The organism is Lacrimispora xylanisolvens, assembly GCF_002934545.1.
Taxonomy (GTDB): Bacteria; Bacillota; Clostridia; order Lachnospirales; family Lachnospiraceae; genus Lacrimispora; species Lacrimispora xylanisolvens.
On record NZ_PTJA01000008.1, the window covers coordinates 115,184 to 134,618 of the forward strand.

At 43.4% G+C, this 19,435-nt stretch carries 19 protein-coding genes; 8 read left to right on the forward strand and 11 right to left on the reverse strand.

All coding sequences use genetic code 11. The features are described 5' to 3' along the window. Positions 1–109: 109 nt before the first annotated feature. The 5 genes from BXY41_RS15630 to BXY41_RS15650 all read right to left on the reverse strand — a co-directional run bounded on the left by BXY41_RS15630 (position 110) and on the right by BXY41_RS15650 (position 6,460). Positions 110–2,326 (reverse strand): alpha-galactosidase, encoded by a 2,217-nt coding sequence (locus tag BXY41_RS15630; RefSeq protein ID WP_104437793.1) that lies wholly within the window; start codon positions 2,324–2,326, stop codon positions 110–112. Positions 2,327–2,339: 13 nt separating this feature from the next. Further along, positions 2,340–3,170, reverse strand: a complete 831-nt coding sequence (locus BXY41_RS15635; RefSeq protein ID WP_104437794.1) for a carbohydrate ABC transporter permease — start codon at positions 3,168–3,170, stop codon at positions 2,340–2,342. An 11-nt stretch (positions 3,171–3,181) separates the two neighbouring features. Continuing rightward, positions 3,182–4,087, reverse strand: a complete 906-nt coding sequence (locus tag BXY41_RS15640; protein WP_104437795.1) for a carbohydrate ABC transporter permease — start codon at positions 4,085–4,087, stop codon at positions 3,182–3,184. A gap of 63 nt (positions 4,088–4,150) precedes the next feature. Continuing rightward, positions 4,151–5,509: an ABC transporter substrate-binding protein gene (locus tag BXY41_RS15645; protein ID WP_170072405.1), complete on the reverse strand. Its 1,359-nt coding sequence runs from the start codon at positions 5,507–5,509 to the stop codon at positions 4,151–4,153. Between the two features lie 147 nt (positions 5,510–5,656). Continuing rightward, positions 5,657–6,460 (reverse strand): AraC family transcriptional regulator, encoded by an 804-nt coding sequence (locus BXY41_RS15650; RefSeq protein WP_242980217.1) that lies wholly within the window; start codon positions 6,458–6,460, stop codon positions 5,657–5,659. Positions 6,461–6,577: 117 nt separating this feature from the next. On the opposite strand from BXY41_RS15650, the gene BXY41_RS15655 reads away from it, so the two are divergent. Together BXY41_RS15655 and BXY41_RS15660 are read left to right on the forward strand one after the other, a co-directional pair. After that, entirely contained in the window at positions 6,578–7,900 is a 1,323-nt protein-coding gene (locus BXY41_RS15655) for an alpha-glucosidase/alpha-galactosidase (protein ID WP_104437796.1), read from the forward strand. Positions 7,901–7,989: 89 nt separating this feature from the next. Then, positions 7,990–8,871, forward strand: a complete 882-nt coding sequence (locus tag BXY41_RS15660; RefSeq protein ID WP_104437797.1) for an AraC family transcriptional regulator — start codon at positions 7,990–7,992, stop codon at positions 8,869–8,871. 32 nt (positions 8,872–8,903) lie between these two features. Here the strand turns inward: BXY41_RS15660 and BXY41_RS15665 are convergent, their stop codons facing one another. Beyond that, positions 8,904–9,104 carry a DUF1858 domain-containing protein gene (locus BXY41_RS15665; protein WP_104437798.1) on the reverse strand — a complete coding sequence of 67 codons (201 nt, stop codon included), beginning with the start codon at positions 9,102–9,104 and terminating at the stop codon, positions 8,904–8,906. 251 nt (positions 9,105–9,355) lie between these two features. Between BXY41_RS15665 and pflB the strand changes: the two genes are divergently transcribed. The 6 genes from pflB to BXY41_RS15695 all read left to right on the forward strand — a co-directional run bounded on the left by pflB (position 9,356) and on the right by BXY41_RS15695 (position 13,839). After that, complete coding sequence (gene pflB / locus BXY41_RS15670; protein WP_104437799.1) at positions 9,356–11,416, forward strand: formate C-acetyltransferase; 2,061 nt, start codon at positions 9,356–9,358, stop codon at positions 11,414–11,416. 12 nt (positions 11,417–11,428) lie between these two features. Further along, positions 11,429–11,665 (forward strand): hypothetical protein, encoded by a 237-nt coding sequence (locus tag BXY41_RS15675; RefSeq protein WP_104437800.1) that lies wholly within the window; start codon positions 11,429–11,431, stop codon positions 11,663–11,665. Between the two features lie 48 nt (positions 11,666–11,713). Next, positions 11,714–11,959: an autonomous glycyl radical cofactor GrcA3 gene (gene grcA3, locus BXY41_RS15680; protein ID WP_104437801.1), complete on the forward strand. Its 246-nt coding sequence runs from the start codon at positions 11,714–11,716 to the stop codon at positions 11,957–11,959. A 26-nt stretch (positions 11,960–11,985) separates the two neighbouring features. Continuing rightward, a complete protein-coding gene (gene pflA, locus BXY41_RS15685) occupies positions 11,986–12,753 on the forward strand; it encodes a pyruvate formate-lyase-activating protein (protein ID WP_104437802.1) in 768 nt (255 codons plus the stop codon). A gap of 95 nt (positions 12,754–12,848) precedes the next feature. Beyond that, positions 12,849–13,019, forward strand: coding sequence for a 4Fe-4S ferredoxin (gene fdxA / locus BXY41_RS15690; RefSeq protein WP_025231031.1), 171 nt, complete (start codon positions 12,849–12,851; stop codon positions 13,017–13,019). 103 nt (positions 13,020–13,122) lie between these two features. Continuing rightward, the gene (locus tag BXY41_RS15695) at positions 13,123–13,839 is read left to right on the forward strand and encodes a gamma-glutamyl-gamma-aminobutyrate hydrolase family protein (RefSeq protein WP_104437803.1); all 717 of its coding nucleotides are present in this window, start codon (positions 13,123–13,125) and stop codon (positions 13,837–13,839) included. A 98-nt stretch (positions 13,840–13,937) separates the two neighbouring features. Here BXY41_RS15695 and BXY41_RS15700 read toward each other — a convergent pair whose 3' ends face one another. From BXY41_RS15700 to BXY41_RS15720, 5 genes are all read right to left on the reverse strand, one after another. After that, on the reverse strand, positions 13,938–14,597 hold the full coding sequence (locus BXY41_RS15700) for a helix-turn-helix domain-containing protein (RefSeq protein ID WP_104437804.1): 660 nt from the start codon (positions 14,595–14,597) through the stop codon (positions 13,938–13,940). Between the two features lie 306 nt (positions 14,598–14,903). Next, positions 14,904–16,238: a replicative DNA helicase gene (dnaB, locus tag BXY41_RS15705; RefSeq protein WP_104437805.1), complete on the reverse strand. Its 1,335-nt coding sequence runs from the start codon at positions 16,236–16,238 to the stop codon at positions 14,904–14,906. An 11-nt stretch (positions 16,239–16,249) separates the two neighbouring features. Then, complete coding sequence (gene rplI / locus BXY41_RS15710; RefSeq protein ID WP_104437806.1) at positions 16,250–16,696, reverse strand: 50S ribosomal protein L9; 447 nt, start codon at positions 16,694–16,696, stop codon at positions 16,250–16,252. Then, positions 16,696–18,756 carry a DHH family phosphoesterase gene (locus BXY41_RS15715; protein ID WP_104437807.1) on the reverse strand — a complete coding sequence of 687 codons (2,061 nt, stop codon included), beginning with the start codon at positions 18,754–18,756 and terminating at the stop codon, positions 16,696–16,698. The genes rplI and BXY41_RS15715 overlap by 1 nt, the downstream gene beginning before the upstream one ends. Before the next feature lie 112 nt (positions 18,757–18,868). Further along, positions 18,869–19,273 carry a LytR/AlgR family response regulator transcription factor gene (locus BXY41_RS15720; protein WP_104437946.1) on the reverse strand — a complete coding sequence of 135 codons (405 nt, stop codon included), beginning with the start codon at positions 19,271–19,273 and terminating at the stop codon, positions 18,869–18,871. Positions 19,274–19,435: the final 162 nt, after the last annotated feature.

Here is a 19,435-nt window from a genome sequence, read left to right on the forward strand (position 1 = left end):
TGAAATATATTTCAACATTATCACCAGATTCCAGATAAAATAATGTAAAATATTACATTAATAAAGTCCGAATCACTGAGATCCGGACTTTATATTAATTATTTTTTACTCATTTCAGTTTTTCATTCAAAAAGAAAAGAAGGGAAGCAAAATCGCCTGTTTCCTTAAAGAAACGGTTTCTGTTTATGGGAAGTCCCGCGTGCATCAGCTCACTTCCATAATATTCCCCTGTTTCGCCTTCAACAGTCACTTGATAAAGCACATCTTCACCAAGTCCGGCAAATTTTAGTCTAAGCCATCCTGCATTAGCTGGATTTAAGGTCTGATAATAAGCGGCAATCGCCTGCTTCTGGTCCTCAGAAACTACCATCCAGGCAGTATCATTTCCCTCAAAGGGACTTTTAAGCCGGTAAAAGGTACCCTGGTGCAAAAGTTTCCGATTCTTTTTATAAATATCAATCTGCTCTTTTACCAGCTGCACTTCTTCCTCACTTAAATGATTTAAATCAAGCTCATATCCAAAGGCTCCAAAGAAGGCTGCATTGCCTCTTGTTTTTAAAGGCGTAATCCGGTGAATCTGGTGATTTGGAACAGCTGATATATGAGCTCCAATACTGGATACAGGGTAGACCATGCTGGTACCATACTGAATTTTCAACCGGTCGATGGCATCTGTATTATCGCTGCACCACGCCTGAGGTGCATAATAAAGCAATCCCGGATCAAATCTGGCTCCTCCGCTGGCACAGGACTCAAACAAAATCTGTGGAAAATCATGAATTAAGCGGCTGTAAAGATCATAAACTCCAAGAATGTATTTATGCATTACCATTCCCTGCTCATCCTTACCTGCCCCCCGTGAAAAGCATTCTGTAATATAACGGTTCATGTCCCATTTAATATAAGATATTTTTGCGCCTTCTATCACATCTTTTAACATCTGGTAAACGGAATCCACAATTTCACTTCTGGAAAAGTCCAGCACATGCTGCTGTCTGCTGGGTGTTTCATAACGCCCTGGAGCGGATATTATCCAGTCTGGATGAGCCTCATAGAATCTGCTGTTTTTATTGACCATCTCCGGTTCGATCCATAAACCGAACTTAAGCCCCATGGCTTCGATCTTCTCTGACAACCCGGATATGCCTCCCGGAAGTTTTTCCTTATTGACATACCAGTCCCCCAGACTGCGGTCATCGTCGCTGCGGTCGCCAAACCAGCCGTCATCCAGCACAAACAGCTCTACCCCTGTTTCCTTTGCTTTTCTTGCAATGGAAAGAATCTTCTCTTCGTCGAAATTCATATAGGTAGCTTCCCAGTTGTTTAAAAGTACAGGCCGCTCCCGGTCTCTCCAGTATCCTCTGGCAAGTCTTGTTCTGTAAAGCCGGTGGTATACCTGACTCATGTAAGACAGTCCCTGATCGCTGTATACCATAACAAGCTCCGGTGTCTGAAATGATTCCCCGGTTTTTAAAGGCCATTCAAAGGTATCCGGATGAATTCCCATTAAAACCCTGGTTGTATCATGAGAGCAGACCTCTGCCTGGGCAAGAAAGCTTCCGCTGTAGACCAGACTGAATCCGTAAACAGTTCCACTTCCTTCTGTGGCGTTTTTTTCCGCCAGCGCCAGAAAGGGATTATGTTCCGCGCTGCTGATCCCACGCATACTGTAGACAGACTGAATCCCCTGCTCCAGCGGCCGCCGCTTTACATACCGCTCCCTGGACCATGCACCTGATAAATGAATCATATCATAGTTTGATTCCGGTAAATCCACCGCAGCACTCATGGCATTTAACAGCACAATATCTTCTGATCCGTTATGTGTAAAACAGACATTCCTCGTTATCACCGGACGCTCTTCATATATGGTATATGTGAGGATCAGGTCAGTATCAATGAGATCATCATGAAGCCGGATTGTTAACGTACATGCTTCTGAATCATCTTCCGTATAGGTAGAAGGAAGAGGTTCAATGGTAGGCTTGCCGTTACAAATCTTATGATCGGCATAAGTAAAGTTTGTAGTCCTGCTGCCGTTCTCCTGTCTGACACTGTACGCACCGTACCGGTAATCTCCGGTTCCATAAGCCGGATACTCCTGTTTTGTATACTGCAGGCATAAATTAACGGGATAAGGGCAGCTGATTGCAGCATGGGGACGCTCACCTGTTTCGAAAAGATACTCAAAAGACTCCCGGTCCCTGATTCGTTTCCCATAATACAGATTGCCCAGCTGGCCGTTTCCCATAATCTGAATAATATAACTGACAGACTGGTTATACAGATGAAACTCTTTTGCTTGTTGATGATAAATGATTGGCATAGTGTAAACTCCTTTATAATTTTCCTCCTGATGTTGCAATTCCTTCAATAAACTGTTTCTGGAAAATCAGGTAAATGATAACCATGGGAATACAGGCCAGCAAAGAAGCTGCCATAAGTTCCGGATAGTTGGTCACAAACTGACCCTGCAGCTTTGCAAGTGCTGCAGAAAGCGGCATGGTATTTTGTTCTGTATTGACGACTAATGGCCACATCAGTTCCTTAAAAGCAAACAATGCGGTGAATATTCCAAGCGCTACCATAGATGATTTCGTAAGCGGCGCCATTACATATAAAAATGCCTGACCGATGTTGCAGCCATCAAGTCTGGCTGCTTCCTCTAATGATGCCGGAAGCCCCATATAGGCCTGACGAAGCAGAAAGGTTCCAAAGGCTGTAACCAGTCCCGGGAAGAGGAGACCAAAGGAGGTATTTAACAGGCCCAGCCTGCCCACCATCAGATATTGAGGAATAATAAATATCTGGGATGGAACCATCATCTGGAATAATACCAGGGAAAATGCAAGATTCTTTCCTTTGAAATGAAGCCTTCCAAAGGCATATCCTGCCATGGTAGCTGTAAGCACTGCACAGACTACACGTTCGATAATAAGAACCAGTGTATTATAGTACAGCTTCAAAAAATTCATTTTACTCATTACAGATAAAAATGCATCTTTTCTCCAGACAGAAGGAAAGATAATAAATGGATTCATCTGCGTTGCCTCGGACGCCGTTTTAAAAGCCGTAAGTATCATCCATAAGAAAGGAACCAGCATAACAACAGAGCCCACTGCAAGCACAAAGTATTGCAGTACTGACTTAAATTTTCTATTCTTATCCATCATTCTCCCCCTTAGTTGTAATTAACCCACTTCTTCTGACAAAGAAGCTGGATTACCGTAATGAGCAGGATTACTAAAAGCAACAGCATGACAATGGCGGAACCATATCCTTTGTTTCCCTCAACAAAGGAATATTTATAGAAAAGATAAACCAGAGACTGAGTTTTTACCAGTGCCGGATTGGATTTTTCCATCATCATGTAAATGCTGTCAAATACCTGCATGGCTCCAATTACTCTGGTCACAGTCACGAAAAACATGGTGGGGGAAATCAGGGGAAGGGTGATGTAGAAAAACTGTTTTACACCTCCGGCTCCGTCAATTTCCGCTGCTTCATAATAATCTCTGGGGATCTCCTGAAGACCGGCAAAAAACAGAACCATGTTGTATCCGATTACCGACCAGATTCCCACGATTGCTACGGAAATATAAGCAATTCCAGGATCTGAAATCCAGTTCACAGAGGAAAGCCCGATTCGGTTTAAAAGGTGGTTAATCAAACCAAATTCTGAATTATAAAGCCATCTCCAGACCATGGCTACCGCTGCTGGAGCAGCAACCATTGGCAGAAAATAAATAGTCCTCCAGATTGAACGGCCTTTTATTTTTCCGTTCAGTATAACAGCAAGTACCAGCGCAATGGCAATGGAAAAAGGTACTTCCACAAGCGCATACTTAAAGGTATTCCAAAGAGCCTGCCAGACTGTGCCGTCCTGCAAAAGCTTGCTGTAGTTTCCAAGCCCTATGAATACATTTCCTTTACCAAAGGCTCCGGTTTTAAAGAAACTTTGATAGATTGTCTGAAAGATTGGTATAATATTCAAAATTATGAGGCCTGTCATGGTAGGCAGCAGAAACAGCCAGCCCCACAAAAATTCACTTTTTTCCCGTCTTGATACCGTTTTTTCTCTGTTCATGCAGTCCCTCCGCAAATTCGTTAAAAGGGGAGGCATCCGTTATATCTGCCTCCCCGACCATACTTATTCTTCCGCCAGCATGGCATTCATTTCCTTATCAATATCCTTGCAGACATCCTCTACACTCTTCTTTCCAGTCCATGCATCAATCAGTTTTTCATGAATCATGTTGGTCCATGCAACCGTTGATTTGGAGTATGGACGAATAACCAGATCATCCATCATATCCAGATATGCCTGTAAATTAAAGCTGGGGTATGCCTTAACCCAGTTAGCTGTGGTTCCCTGATAAGCAGAAATTACGATACCAAGGTCAGACTGTTTCTGCTGAGCTTCTTTGGAACCCATGTATTCAATGAGTTTCCAGGCTTCTTCCGGCATAGAGGTATTGGCAGAGGCTGCCCAGCCAAGACCATTATAGATAGACGCACGTCTTCCTGTGGTTTTATCCTTTGGAAGAACTGCAATATCACAGTTTGCTTTTACGTAATCATTGTTGCAAAGTTCGGAAAGCATCCAGGAGCCCTGGGTAATCATGGCTACCTTGCCTGCTTCAAATAACGCTTCTTCCTTATTCTCTGCAATTACCTCATAAGGAGGAGCATAGCCTTCTTTCATAAGGTCGGTAAGGAATGTCAGAGCCTTTATGGTTCCAGGCTGTGTAAATCCGGAAGACTTTTTGTCCTCGCTGATTACGTATCCGCCCATATCGTAAACCGGGTTGCACCAGCCTGCCTGATCGTTGGTGGGATTAATTGCAAATCCATACTGGCTGCCATCTGCCTTGGTAAGCTTTTTCGCTGCATCTGCAAAATCATCCCAGGTCCAGTCCTTGCTTGGGTAAGAAATACCAGCTGCATCAAACATGGTTTTGTTATACCAGAGAGCGATTGTGTCGATGTCTTTTGGTACTGCATACTGCTTGGTTCCCTGCCAGTTATAGATGTTTACAATCTCTTTTGGAAATTTATCCATCTCAAGGGTTTTACTTGCTTTGATCCGGTCTGTTAAATCCAAAAGCATCTCATATTCTGAGTACCGTGCGATCTCATTGGAATGCATCCAGAATACATCAGGAAGAGAACCTCCCGTAGCACCTGCTTCCAGCATGGTCCAGTACTGATCCCATGGTGTTACCTGTATCTGTGTTTTAATTCCAGTTTCTTTTGTAAAATCAGCCATGATCTTTGTCAGACCTGGTTCCTGGTTTTTATCCCAGATCGCTACAGTCAGTGTTCCGGAAGAGCCGCCTTTTTCCTTCTCTGTTTCTGCCGCGCTTGATGATTCCTGCTTTGATTCCTGCTTGGTCTCCTGCGTTCCTGCAGTTGTTGCCTGGCCGCTGTTTTGCTGGCCCGTACATCCAATCAGTGCGGTTGCTGCAATTACTGCCATTGCTGCTGGTAATCCCCATCTCCGTTTCATTTTGTTACCTCCCATAATTTGTCACTTTCAATAGTTGCAAAAATTATACCCAGTACATTTTTGTTGCTTTTTGTTATTATGAACCTAATTATAATCGGTTCTTTGTTAATTTTACATAGATTAATGTGATTTTTATATGGTGTTTTGTTACATTCTTTTATCAGCCTCGTGATATTGCTTCCTGTGACGGAGCGGAGATTCTCCCTCTGCTTTTTGAAAACATTTGCAGAAAACCGAGGCATCGTGGAAGCCACAGGAAAGGGCGGTTTCCGTTATACTTAATGAGGTATCCTCTAAAAGCCGCTTTGCTTCAAACACCCGGTACTGGGTCAGATAGCACTTGGGAGATACCCCTTTGTGCTTCATAAATATCCGGTAAAGATAGGTACGGTCAATGCCAATAAACCTTGCCACATCCGAAATCTGTATGGGATAGCTGTAATTATGCCGGATATAAGTTTCCGCCTGCTCAAGATAACTTTTTTCATATAGATCTGACTCTTTTGTATTACCTGGAAAACGGGAAAACAAAAGATAAAGATACCCCCTCATCTCGTCCATGTTATGGGCTGTGCTGTAAAAAGCGTTTACAAGTTCCAGTATAATCTCCCTCCACTGGCTCCCATTTATAAAACGATAGCTGTATCCCGTTTCCTCTTTGCGGTATTCGTAAACCAGACGTTCTGCCTCATTTCCGGAAAATGCCACCCAGGCATATTCCCATGGGTCTTTGTCATCCGCCTGATAATACGTTACTTCCTGGGGCTTAATCAAAAAAGCCTCCCCTGTTGAAAGCCTGTATTCTTTGTCAGCAATCCGGTAAATCCCCTTTCCCTTCAATATAACATGAAGGAGATAGTGCTTGCGGACGGCTGGTCCGAAAAAATGACCGGGCGCACACTTCTCGTGCCCGCAGTAATAGATGGTCAGTTCCCTTGCTGATTGATTCATTATAAAACCTCCATGCAACAAAATGACAATTTTTAGAAACAAACTTCCTATCTTTTTATCTGCTGTGATTATACAATAACCTTAATAGGCAGACAAGAAAAACAAGGAGGAAAAACGATGATTAAAATAACTTTTATGGGAGCTGGAAGTACGATATTTGCAAGGAATGTCCTGGGTGACTGCATGTGTACACCTGCACTGCGGGATGCCGAAATTGCCCTGTATGATATTGATCCCGTAAGACTAATGGACTCACAGCTTATTTTAAGTGCAATCAACAAAAATGTAAATGAAGGCAGGGCAGATATCCACACTTATTTAGGACCGGAAAACAGAAAAGAAGCTTTGTCTGGTGCCACCTTCGTGGTAAATGCAATCCAGGTTGGTGGATATGACCCATGCACCATCACCGACTTTGAAATACCGGAAAAATACGGCCTGCGCCAGACCATTGCAGACACTTTGGGAATCGGCGGGATCATGCGGGGGTTGAGGACAATTCCTGTTATGGAGGATTTTGCCAGAGATATGGAGGAGGTATGTCCCAATGCCTGGTTTTTAAACTATACTAATCCTATGGCAATCCTGACTGGTTTTATGCAGCGGTACACCTCAGTTAAAACCATTGGTCTGTGTCACAGCGTACAGGTCTGTTCGGAAAATCTGTTAAAAGAACTGGGAATGGAAGACCGCCTGGAAGGACGTACAGAGCTGATTGCCGGAATTAATCATATGGCCTGGCTTTTAAATATTCATGACAGGAACGGTGAAGATCTCTATCCGGCCATCCGGCAGAAGGCTTTTGAGATGAATCAGGCTGGCGGGCACAAGGATATGGTACGCTTTGAATACATACGGAATCTGGGCTATTATTGTACAGAATCCAGCGAGCACAATGCTGAGTATAACTCCCTGTTTATTAAATCACGCTACCCCCAGCTGATTGAAGAATTTAATATTCCTTTAAATGAATATCCCAGACGCTGCATTAAGCAGATTAATGAATGGGAAGAAGAGAAAAAATCCATTTTAAATAACGGAGCTATTACTCATACCCGTTCTCTGGAATATGCTTCTTATATTATGGAGGCGATCATAACCAATCGGCCTTATAAAATCGGGGGAAATGTTTTAAATCAGGGGCTGATTGAAAATCTCCCTTCTGATGCATGTGTGGAAGTTCCCTGTCTGGTGGATGGAAGCGGTATTACTCCCTGCCATGTGGGCCGTCTTCCAGTTCAGCTGGCTGCCATGAATATGACAAATATTAATCCTCAGCTGATCACCGTGGAAGCGGCAAGAACCAGAAACAGGGAAATGATCTACCAGGCTGCCATGCTGGATCCCCATACCAGCGCCGAACTTAGTATCCGGGATATCCGCGCCATGGTGGATGAACTGATTGATGCGCACGGTGACTTTATGAGTATGTACCGATGATATTTCTTCCTGAAATAAGATTTGCATGTAAAAACCGCTTCCTGTATAATAGATATGAATAATCAGTATCCGATTGAGGGGGCATAGCTTTGACTGAAAAACAGACGAGTTATAAAAGTGTGGCGGGATTCCGTTGTTTAAGAAATATCAAGCGTCAAACCAATGATTTGTATCTGGTTCACTGCGGCATTCAGCAGTGTCCTCCCGGATATACGTACAATCACAAGATTCCCAACGAATATCACCTTCACTTTGTTTTAGGAGGAGCGGGTGTTCTGGAGACGGGAGGCACTCATTATGAGCTGGCAGCTGATGATATATTTCTGATACCAAAAGGACAGCCGATTCAATATCATGCAGACTATGAAAACCCATGGGAGTATATGTGGATCACCTTTGACGGTACCATGGCAGAAACCTATTTAGGTTATGCAGGTCTGTTAAACGATCATTGTGCCATTCATTCCCAGATCCCCAACCGGTGCTATCTTCCCATGATACAGAAGATGCTGGACACCAACCAGCTGACCTTTGCCAATGAAATTAAGCGTGTGGGATATCTGTATGAGATCCTGTCCACGCTGATTGAGACACAAAGCAGCCTGCGTACAAGCAGGAATCAGTATGACTATTCCATTGATACTTATGTGGATTATGCACTTCAGTATATAAAGATGAACTATGACCGCATTAAAGTTCAGGATATTGCAGATTATATCGGGATTAACCGCTCTTATTTAACATCAATTTTTAAAAAGAAGCTGGAAGTTTCTCCTCAGGAGTACTTAATGAGATTCCGTTTAAACATTGCTGCCCAGGAACTTGCCGGCTCCTGCAGATCCATACAGGAAATTGCCACCAGCATCGGTTATGATAATCCGCTGACCTTTTCAAAGATATTCAAACAGGAATATGGTGTGAGTCCCAGACATTACCGGGAAGAGAAAAAAGATTTAAAGTGTGAAAAATAAGGAGGCAGATCCAGGGATCGCCTCCTTTTACTCTATCTGTCTGCTAAGACTTCATTAATCTGAGAAACCAGAACATCACAGTCAATTCCATGAACCTGACAAGCTTCCTCTAAAGACTCTCCCTGAGATGCCGGGCAGCCAAGACAATGCATACCTGCACGCATAAGCATGGGTGCAACGTTGTCATCCATCTCGAGTAATGCTCCGATCAGCATATTTTTATCAATCTGCATCTTGTATCCCTCCTTATAAAATTGTACATACTGTTTTTATAATATAATACTTTTTCATGCAATTAGCAAGGGTTTCATTTCCTTTTTTCTTTGAAACCCTTATAGAAAAATTTATCAATAAGCGCTATTGACATTGTATACAGTATTCATATATAATGTATTCATACAAAGGTCGTAGGAATTATAACCTTTGATGACATTTATTTATTATGGACACTTATTATAAAGATTTTTTATGGAGGTACAAACAAATGAGACCGGAATGGAGAGCTTTTAACAACGGCATTTGGGAACACGAGATTAACGTCAGAGACTTTATTCAGAAGAACTATACCCCTTATGATGGGGATGATACTTTCCTTGCAGGACCGACCAAAAAGACAGAGGAACTGTGGGCACAGGTTATGGAATTAAGCAAACAGGAGCGTGAAGCAGGCGGTGTCCTTGATATGGATACAAAGCTGGTTTCCACGATTACTTCTCATGGCCCGGGATATTTAGACAAGGACAAAGAAACAATTGTTGGATTTCAGACAGATAAGCCTTTTAAACGTTCCCTGCAGCCTTACGGCGGTATCCGAATGGCAGAAAAGGCATGTGCAGACAATGGTTATACCATTGATCCGGAAATAAAGGAATTTTTCAGCATTCACAGAAAGACACACAATGCAGGCGTTTTTGATGCTTATACAGAAGAAATGCGTAACTGCCGTTCCAGCCACATCATCACCGGACTTCCAGATGCTTACGGCCGCGGACGTATTATCGGTGATTACAGAAGAGTCGCTCTTTACGGAATCGACCGTCTGATTGAAGACAAGGAAGAACAGAAGGACACAACTCGTTCTACCATGTATTCTGAAATAATCCGTGAAAGAGAAGAATTATCCGAGCAGATCCGTGCTTTAAAGGAATTAAAGAAACTTGGATCTATTTATGGATTTGATATTTCTAAACCTGCTATGAATGTGAAGGAAGCAATTCAGTGGACTTACCTGGCTTACTTGGCTGCAGTTAAGGAGCAGAACGGTGCTGCCATGTCCCTTGGACGTACTTCTACTTTCATTGATATTTATGCTCAGAGAGATTTGGAAGAAGGCACTTACACAGAAGAAGAAGTTCAGGAATTTGTTGATCACTTCATTATGAAGCTTCGTCTTGTGAAGTTTGCACGTACACCAGAATACAATGAGCTTTTCTCAGGAGATCCTACCTGGGTAACCGAGTCTATCGGTGGTGTGGGTATTGACGGACGTCCTCTTGTAACAAAGATGTCTTTCCGTTACCTTCATACACTTGAGAACTTAGGCACTGCACCAGAACCTAATTTAACAGTTCTCTGGTCCACAAAGCTTCCTGATAACTTTAAACGTTTCTGCGCTAAGACTTCCATCGCATCTTCTTCTATTCAGTATGAGAATGATGATTTAATGAGAGTTACCCACGGTGATGACTATGCCATCGCATGCTGTGTATCTTCCATGAGAGTCGGAAAGGAAATGCAGTTATTCGGAGCACGTGCCAACCTGGCAAAATGTCTTTTATATGCCATCAACGGCGGTGTGGATGAAATCACAAAGAAACAGATCGGACCGAAATATCGTCCTATTACTTCTGAGTACTTAGATTATGATGAAGTAATGGATGCTTATAAGGACATGATGCAGTGGCTTGCAAATGTTTATGTAAATGCATTAAACATCATTCACTATATGCATGACAAATACAGTTATGAGCGCATTCAGATGGCTCTTCATGATAAAAAAGTAACCCGTTGGTTTGCAACCGGAATTGCTGGTCTTTCCGTTGTGGCTGACTCACTTTCCGCTATTAAATACGCTAAGGTGAAAGCAATCCGTGATGAGAATGGCATTGTTGTGGATTATGAAATTGAGGGAGATTTCCCGAAATACGGAAACAACGATGACCGCGTGGATCAGATTGCAAATGATCTGGTACACACCTTCATGAACTTTGTGAAGTCAAATCACACTTACCGCGGAGGTATTGCAACAACTTCCATCTTGACAATTACTTCCAACGTAGTATATGGTAAAAACACAGGAGCAACTCCTGACGGACGTAAGAAGGGTGAAGCGTTTGCACCAGGTGCAAACCCAATGCACAGAAGAGATACTCATGGTGCAGTCGCATCTCTGGCATCAGTAGCCAAGCTTCCATTTAAGGATGCTCAGGATGGTATCTCCAACACCTTCTCAATCGTACCGGGAGCTCTTGGCAAAGAGGATAAGATCTTCACCGGAGACTTGGAAGTGGATCTTGAGCTGGCTTTAAGCGAGGATCAGAAGTAAGGAGTGGCTGTTATGGCAGATCCCAATGAAAAACAAATTGATGATATCGTTTCAATGCTGGATTCCTTTATGACCAACAACGGCGGTCATATGAATATCCTTGTAGCTGAGGACGGTACCGTAAACGCCCATAAGACTATGGCGAAGACAGTAACGACAACTAATTCTCCTGACTGTGCCGAAGGCGATGTAGCCTGCCGCGTTCCTACCCTGTTTCAGGGCATGGACCGGGAAGAGGATGACCAATAAACAGTCAGGAATACCAAATGAACGAAAACACATAAGGAGGATAATGCAATGGCAAATATCAGTGAATCTCAAATCGACAATCTCGTGAACTTATTAGATGGCTATGTAGAAGAAGGCGGACATCACTTAAATGTCAATGTTTTTACAAAGGATACTCTTCTGGACGCACAAAAGCATCCGGAGAACTATCCTCAGCTGACCGTTCGTGTGTCCGGTTATGCAGTTAACTTTATCAAGCTTTCAAAAGAACAGCAGGATGAGGTTATCTCCCGTACATTCCACAGCAATATGTAACAATCAGAAAAGAAGGCGGTGCACTTATGACAGGACGTATCCATTCCATTGAAAGTTTTGGTACCGTCGACGGTCCAGGCGTGCGCATGGTGGTGTTTTTTCAGGGCTGCCCCATGCGCTGCCAGTACTGCCATAACCCGGATACCTGGGAGCTGGCAGGCGGCAGCCTGATGACAGTTGAGGAAATATTAAAGCAATATGAGTCGTCCCGGCATTTTTACCGGGGCGGAGGTATCACAGCCACAGGCGGTGAGCCGCTGATGCAGCTGGATTTTCTTACCCAGCTGTTTGAAGCAGCAAGAAAAAAGGATATTCATACCTGTCTGGATACCTCTGGAATAACATTTAATAGAGGCAATGAAGAATATTTAAGGAAAGTAGACCGTCTTCTTGCTTCAACCAGTCTGGTCATGCTGGATATCAAGCAGATTAATGATATCAGGCACAAACCCTTAACTGGTCATTCCAATGCAGCTATCCTGGATTTTGCCCGCTATCTTGATGAAAAAGAAATTCCTGTCTGGATTCGCCATGTGGTGGTGCCCGGCATCACAGACGAAGCCGCAGATTTATACCATCTTGGTCGCTTTATCGGACAGTTAAAAAACGTGAAGGCCCTTGATGTCCTTCCCTATCATGATATGGGAAAGGTGAAATATGAAAGTATGGGGATGGATTATCCGCTGAAAGGCGTTCCACCTTTATCAAAGGAAGATGCTCTATCGGCTAAGAAGGTTATTCTTACCGGAATCAGGGATGCCCGGACTGATGCGCCTGATCCCTATTGCTCCTAAAATTAAACATTAATTGTTACATTTTCTACTTGATTAAATTTTATTAATAGTATAAAATATAGAAAAATGTATAGAATATAAGGAGGTTATTTATCATGGCACGTGTTATTAGTGACGCTTGTGTTAGTTGCGGTTCATGCGAAGGCGAATGCCCAGTAAGCGCTATCAGCCAGGGTGATTCTCAGTTTGTTATTGATGCAGATGCTTGTATCGATTGCGGCGCATGTGAAGGCGTATGCCCAACAGGAGCTATTTCTGAAGCTTAATTATTTGAATACATATATGCCTCTTCCGTAAGGGAGGGGCATTTTGTTATTGATTTCCATATCTATTAATTATCACTTATGTTAGTTGTGAAAGGAAGTTAGTATGAGAAAACCGCTGATAGGATTGACGCCTGCCCACGATACGGATAACAATGATATTAAGATGAGACCTACCTATTTACGTGCGTTAAAGGCTGCGGGGGGGATTCCGGTTGTTATGCCGCTGGAGGCTGATGAGGAAGAACTGAAGCAGTTGGCTGATGAGTTGGATGGTTTTTTGTTTACTGGAGGACCGGATGTTCATCCGTTTTTGTTTGGTGAGGAAACTCAGGTACATTGCGGCAATGTATCAGAGGCAAGGGATCGGATGGAGATTGGGCTTCTGCCATATGTTCTGGAAAAGCAAAAACCGGTTCTTGGGATATGCAGAGGGGTTCAGGTGTTGAATATCGCTATGGGCGGAACGATCTGGCAGGATATCTTTTCTATGACAAAATCGGATTTTCCTATCGCACATACTCAGCCATTTGCATATCATATGCCCAGCCATACGGTTTCTTTGGAAAAGGGAACCATGCTAAGGGAAATCGCTGGTATGGATACATTACGGGTTAACAGCATGCATCATCAGGTCGTAAAGGATTTGGGGCAGGGACTGGTTGCATCGGCTTACTCTCCGGATGGTTTGATTGAGGGGGTGGAAATGCCTGGATACCCATTCTTTGTGGGAGTTCAGTGGCATCCGGAATATTTGTGGGAAAAGAATGAGGAAGTTTTTCGGCTTTTTAAGAGGTTTGTAGAAGCTTGCTCTGAGAATTAAGACGTTTTAAAAAATCCGCAGTTTACACTCTCAGTGGCAACTGCGGATTTTTTGCCTGAGCCGCTTCTGGGCTCTTTTTATCTGAAAGTGAGAGAATGCTATAACTTTTTTCCGTTTCGACCAAATTTCTTTTTGCGGTTAAAGAAGGGGATCTTGGATGCTGCAGCTTCTGCACGGCCTTTGTTATCTTTCTGATAGGTACGAAGCAGCTCGTCCAACTGTTTGTAGCGCTCTTCTTCTTTTTCTTCCTTCAGGTTCATTAAGTACTCCATTTCCTTAATGACCTTGTCATTGACCAGACTGCTGACGTCCTGGCTCAACTGCTCATTATTTAACTCCAACGCACGTCCAATGATGTGATTCATGATTTCCTGAAACTGTTCCATCTTTCCCTGTGCAATAGAGACCTGTGCTGTGTTATGTACCTCCAGGCCTGACTCGCCGTCTTCTCCGGCTAATCCACTGTCTTTTAATTCCTGGGTCATCTGCCCCTCCAATAACTCATCAGGTATAACCGGATCCTTTCCGTCCCCAATGACTTTTTCAAGCGCTGTCTTAATGGCTTTTAACTGATATCCCTTTTCCTTTAAGTCCTTGATCTGCTTGAATAAACGGATGTGTGCTTCGGTGTAATACCGGTGTCCCATTTCATTCCTGGGAATGTTTAACTCTAGCTCGTCCTCCCAGTATCTAAGGACATGGGATTCTACATCAACCTTTTTTGATGCATCCGATATTAAGTAATGTATCTCAGCCATAGCTATATCCTCTCCTTTGGTTCGTTTAGTTTTCATAACCTTACTATTTATATCTTATGCGGGTATGATACGGATTATGAATAAGATGTTGAAATTTTTTTTATGGGAGGCGGGGATTTTTCGAGGGGGGTGAGGAAAAGATAGGTTGAGAGGTCAGGTATCCGCAGGAGCCATCTGGTAGAAAAATTGTGGAACAATTTTTCTACCAGATGGGGAGCGTTCGCTCCATAGAAAAAGGGGTAGCCCCTCTGGGAAAAACAAATGCATTTGTTTTTCCCAGAGGGGCTACCCCTTTTTCTATCCTGCTCATTGCCGGGCCATGTTTGCGAACTTCGTATACTCCGGTCTCCAAACCAGATTTACCGTCCCTATCGGACCATTTCTCTGCTTCGCTATAATAACTTCCGCAATATTCGGCATATCAGTATCTTTATTATAATAATCATCTCGATACAAAAACATAACCACATCGGCATCCTGCTCGATCGCTCCCGACTCTCTAAGATCCGACAACATCGGCCGATGATCCGGCCTTGTCTCACAGGCTCTACTCAACTGGGATAGCGCTATTACCGGCGCACTTAACTCTCTTGCAAGGGCTTTTAATGATCGGGAGATCTCGGAAATCTCCTGCTGACGATTCTCTCCGCCTTTTCCGCTTCCGCTCATCAACTGTAAGTAGTCAATAATCACTACGCTTAACCCGTATTCTAACTTCATCTTCCTGCACCTGGAACGCAGCTCCATAATTGAAATTCCAGGGGTGTCATCGATAATTAACTTGGAATTTCCGATTACCCCGATTCCTTCCACTACCGCATCCCAGTCACTGTCCGATAACGTTCCTGTCCTTAACTTCTGGGAATCTACATTGGACTCCATGGCCAGCATACGGTTTACTAACTGCTCCTTTGACATCTCCAGACTGAATACCATGGCTGGAAGCCCCTTCTTCACGGCTATATGATCTACCAGATTCAATACAAATGCAGTCTTACCCATAGAAGGACGGGCCGCGATCAGAACGAAATCAGACGGCTGAAGTCCGGAAGTCTTATAATCCAGATCAATAAAACCGGTTGGAACTCCTGTTACGGTTCCCTGATTCTTGGAGGCTTCCTCAATTTTCTCCAGTACATTCATGGCTACCTGGCGAATGGGTACGAAATCTCCGGAATTACGATTCTGGAGTAAGTTAAATATGGTTTTCTCTGTATTAGCCAGAATATCCTCCAGGGGTTCCTTTCCTGCATAACAGGTATTGGCTATATCCTCGTTTATCTTAATCAGACGCCTTAATACAGCCTTGTCCCTTACTATTTTAGCATAGGACCTTACATTCGCAGAGGTTGGAACCGTTGTAATGATGTCTCTTACAAATTCCAGGCTGGATACCTCAGGGGGAACGTCTTTTTCTTTTAAACGGTTCTGCAAAGTGATTAAGTCCACCGGCAGATTCTCATTAAAAAGCTCCAGCATGGCCTCAAACATGACGCCATACTGGTGCTGATAAAAATCTCCTGCTGTAACGATCTCGGAAGCAGCAATGATCGCATCCCGATCCATCAGCATGGATCCGATGACGGACTGCTCGGCCTCAATGCTGTGAGGGAGTATCCGTTTGATCAGGGCCTCATCCATATCTGTGCCTCCTAGCTCTCTATTACCTTAACATTTAATTTCGCAGTTACTTCCTTATGAAGCTTAACCGGAACCTCATGGGTACCAAACGTCTTTAACGGTTCAGGAAGAACCAGTTTCTTCTTATCAATATCTAATCCAAGCTGGCTTGTGATCGCCTGGGCAATCTCCTTACCGGAAACGGAACCAAATGCTCTTCCGCCTTCCCCTGCACGGATTGTAAGAGTAATGGAAGCTTCTTCTATCTTCTTACCCAGCTCTTTTGCTGCTTCCAGCTGATCTGCTGCGATCTTTGCTTCATTGGCTTTCTGAAGCTTTAAGTCGTTTAAATTTTTTGTATTTGCTTCCATTCCCAGTTTTTTCGGGAGAATGAAATTTCTTGCATATCCGTCATTGACCTTAACGATCTGTCCCTTTTTTCCCAGTGCTTTTACATCTTCTAATAATACAATATCCATTATGATATGTCTCCCTTCTCTAACATCTCTTTAATAACCGCTTTTACCTGGTTTCTTGCTTCTTCTATGCTTACACCGGCAAGCTGGGCACCTGCAATGGTTCTGTGTCCGCCGCCGCCAAGCTTCTCCATCATCACCTGAACATTGACTTCGTCAATGGAACGGGCGCTTAAATATACCGTATTATTATACTCTGTCATAACCACAGAGGCCTTAATACCCGATATATCTAACAGTTCATTGGCTGCCTGTGCACCTACTACGGTTGGGCTGTCGATTCCCTCTGAGGGGCATGTGCTGATAGCAAAGTTTCCTTCAAAGATCTCAGCCTCTCTGACTGCTTCCGCTTTCGCCTTATAATCATCGAGATCATCCCGGAACAGCTTCCTGACACGGACAACATCTGCACCGTTCCTTCTTAAGAAAGCTGCCGCTTCAAAGGTTCTCACACCTGTCTGATTGGTGAAATTATGGGTATCGATTACAATTCCTGCATATAGAGCATCCGCTTCCGCAGATTTGATCTTAATTCCATCGGCAATGTACTGAAGCACCTCAGCTACCATCTCACAGGCGGAGGATGCATACGGCTCTACATAGGATAAAACCGCATTATCAATGATCTCACTGCTCTGTCTGTGATGATCCAGAACCACGATGGTTTTCACCATACGAAGAAGCTGGGGTTCATCGGTAATGCTTGGCCGGTTCACATCTACTACAACAAGCAGAGTATTGGCGTCAACCAGACTGGCTGCTGCATCACCTTTTAAAAATAAATCCTCCGGATAATCCGGATTTCCCACGAACCGGTCCTTCATGGGACGGACAGATGTGGTGACTTCATTAATAACAATATTAGCCTTTTTATCCATAGCAGTGGCAATCCGGTAGATTCCAACGGCAGCGCCAAAGGAATCAATATCGGTCAGGCGGTGTCCCATAATTAAGATCCGGTCCTTTGTCTCCATCAGTTCCCGCAGTGCATGTGCCTTTACGCGGGCCTTTACACGGGTTGTCTTCTCCACCTGGGGAGCTTTTCCTCCAAAGTACTGGATTCGTTCTCCATCTTTAATCACTGCCTGGTCGCCGCCGCGCCCAAGTGCCATATCAATGGCAATTCTTGCAAAATCTAAATTCTTATAGTAGCTGTCACCGTTCATTCCAAGACCAATACTTAATGTAACCGACATTTCATTGCCAATATTGACGGTCTTAACTTCTTCCAGAATGGAAAAACGGTTTTCTTTCAGTTCTGCAATGTAACACTGCTTGATGGCAATAAAGTACTTATCTTTCTCCAGTTTTTTTACAATTCCATTCATAGTGGTGATGTACTTTGTGATCTTCCGGTCAATGAGTGCTGTTAAAAGAGAGCGGCGTACTTCTTCTACGCTTTCCAACGCCTCATCGTAGTTATCCAGATAAATAAGACCTGCAACCATCTTCTGGTCATCTACCATCTGCTTATATGTGAGAATCTCTGTTTCATCAAATAAATAAACTGCCAGCAGCGTCTGTTCTGCATCATTCATTCCTTCTGTCTCGCTCATCAGTTCCGATGCATCGTTCATATGCACTGCTTTAAGCTGAATCTGATACTTCCTGTCATTGCATACTCCATGAAGTGTTACAGCACCATCTGCCAGCTTTAGCACATCTTTGGTAATCTCAGGAAATATACCGGTTAAATTCTTCCTCGATGCCCTGATGTGCTTCTCTTCTCCCAGAACCACGGAAAATTCGTCATTCCCCCATAGAATTCTCCCGCTTTCATCTGCAATTGCGTAAGGAATCTCAAGATCATTGAGGAGCTTCTTCTGCATCCAGGAGTACTCTGCCGAGAATTCCACAAGACCGCTTAACAGACGTTTCTTTCTATAAAAAGAAAGCCAGAAGGCGATACCTGCATACATCAGCGTAAACAGAGCCATAATAATCCCTGCTTTTGCGCTTACTGCACCGATCACTGTATTGGCAACAATTAACAGCCCGGTTAAGTAAAGAGGCCATTGCATGTAGATTCCCAGCTGTCCCTTTATTTTAAACTTCTCTTTCATATTTAACTCCTTATGGAAAAAAGGTTCTTTTTTCACTATCTTCCTATTATAACATAGGATATAGGGTTCGTCCATTAAAAAGCAAAAACGGGGAAGACACGAACCCCTAAGTCTATCTGGCTATTTCAGCCGTACTGTCGGTCTCTGCCCCTGACCTTTTTTCCTTATATAAGCGTATTACCTTACTGATCTGTGCCCTTGTGTATGGCTTTACAATAAACGCAAATACACGAATTTTAAATGCTTCCAGTGAAAATCCCGGGATTCCGGACAGAAGCACAACTTCTGGCGGGTCAGGGAGTTCGTAAAGCTTGGAAGCCAGTGTAATACCACTGATATCCGGCATGACAATATCCGAAAAAACCAGATCTACCGGATTTCCCTTTATATACTGCATTGCTGTAATGGCCTCCGGAAAGCTTCCGCACAATTCAATTTCACTCATATCTTTTAAAATACCCGTTAATTTCACCAATAGTTCCTCTGAATTATCTACAACTACAACCCTGATGCTCATAACTCCTCCGCTGGTTCTTTTATAATTTCTTTTAATCGTTATGGAAATATGATAATTATAACGATTATCCGGTTTTAATTCAATGGGCATATGCCCCGATCTATCATATTCATTCCCATAAAAAAATGTTTCTAACAAAAAAAGGCAGTAAAACCGGAAAAA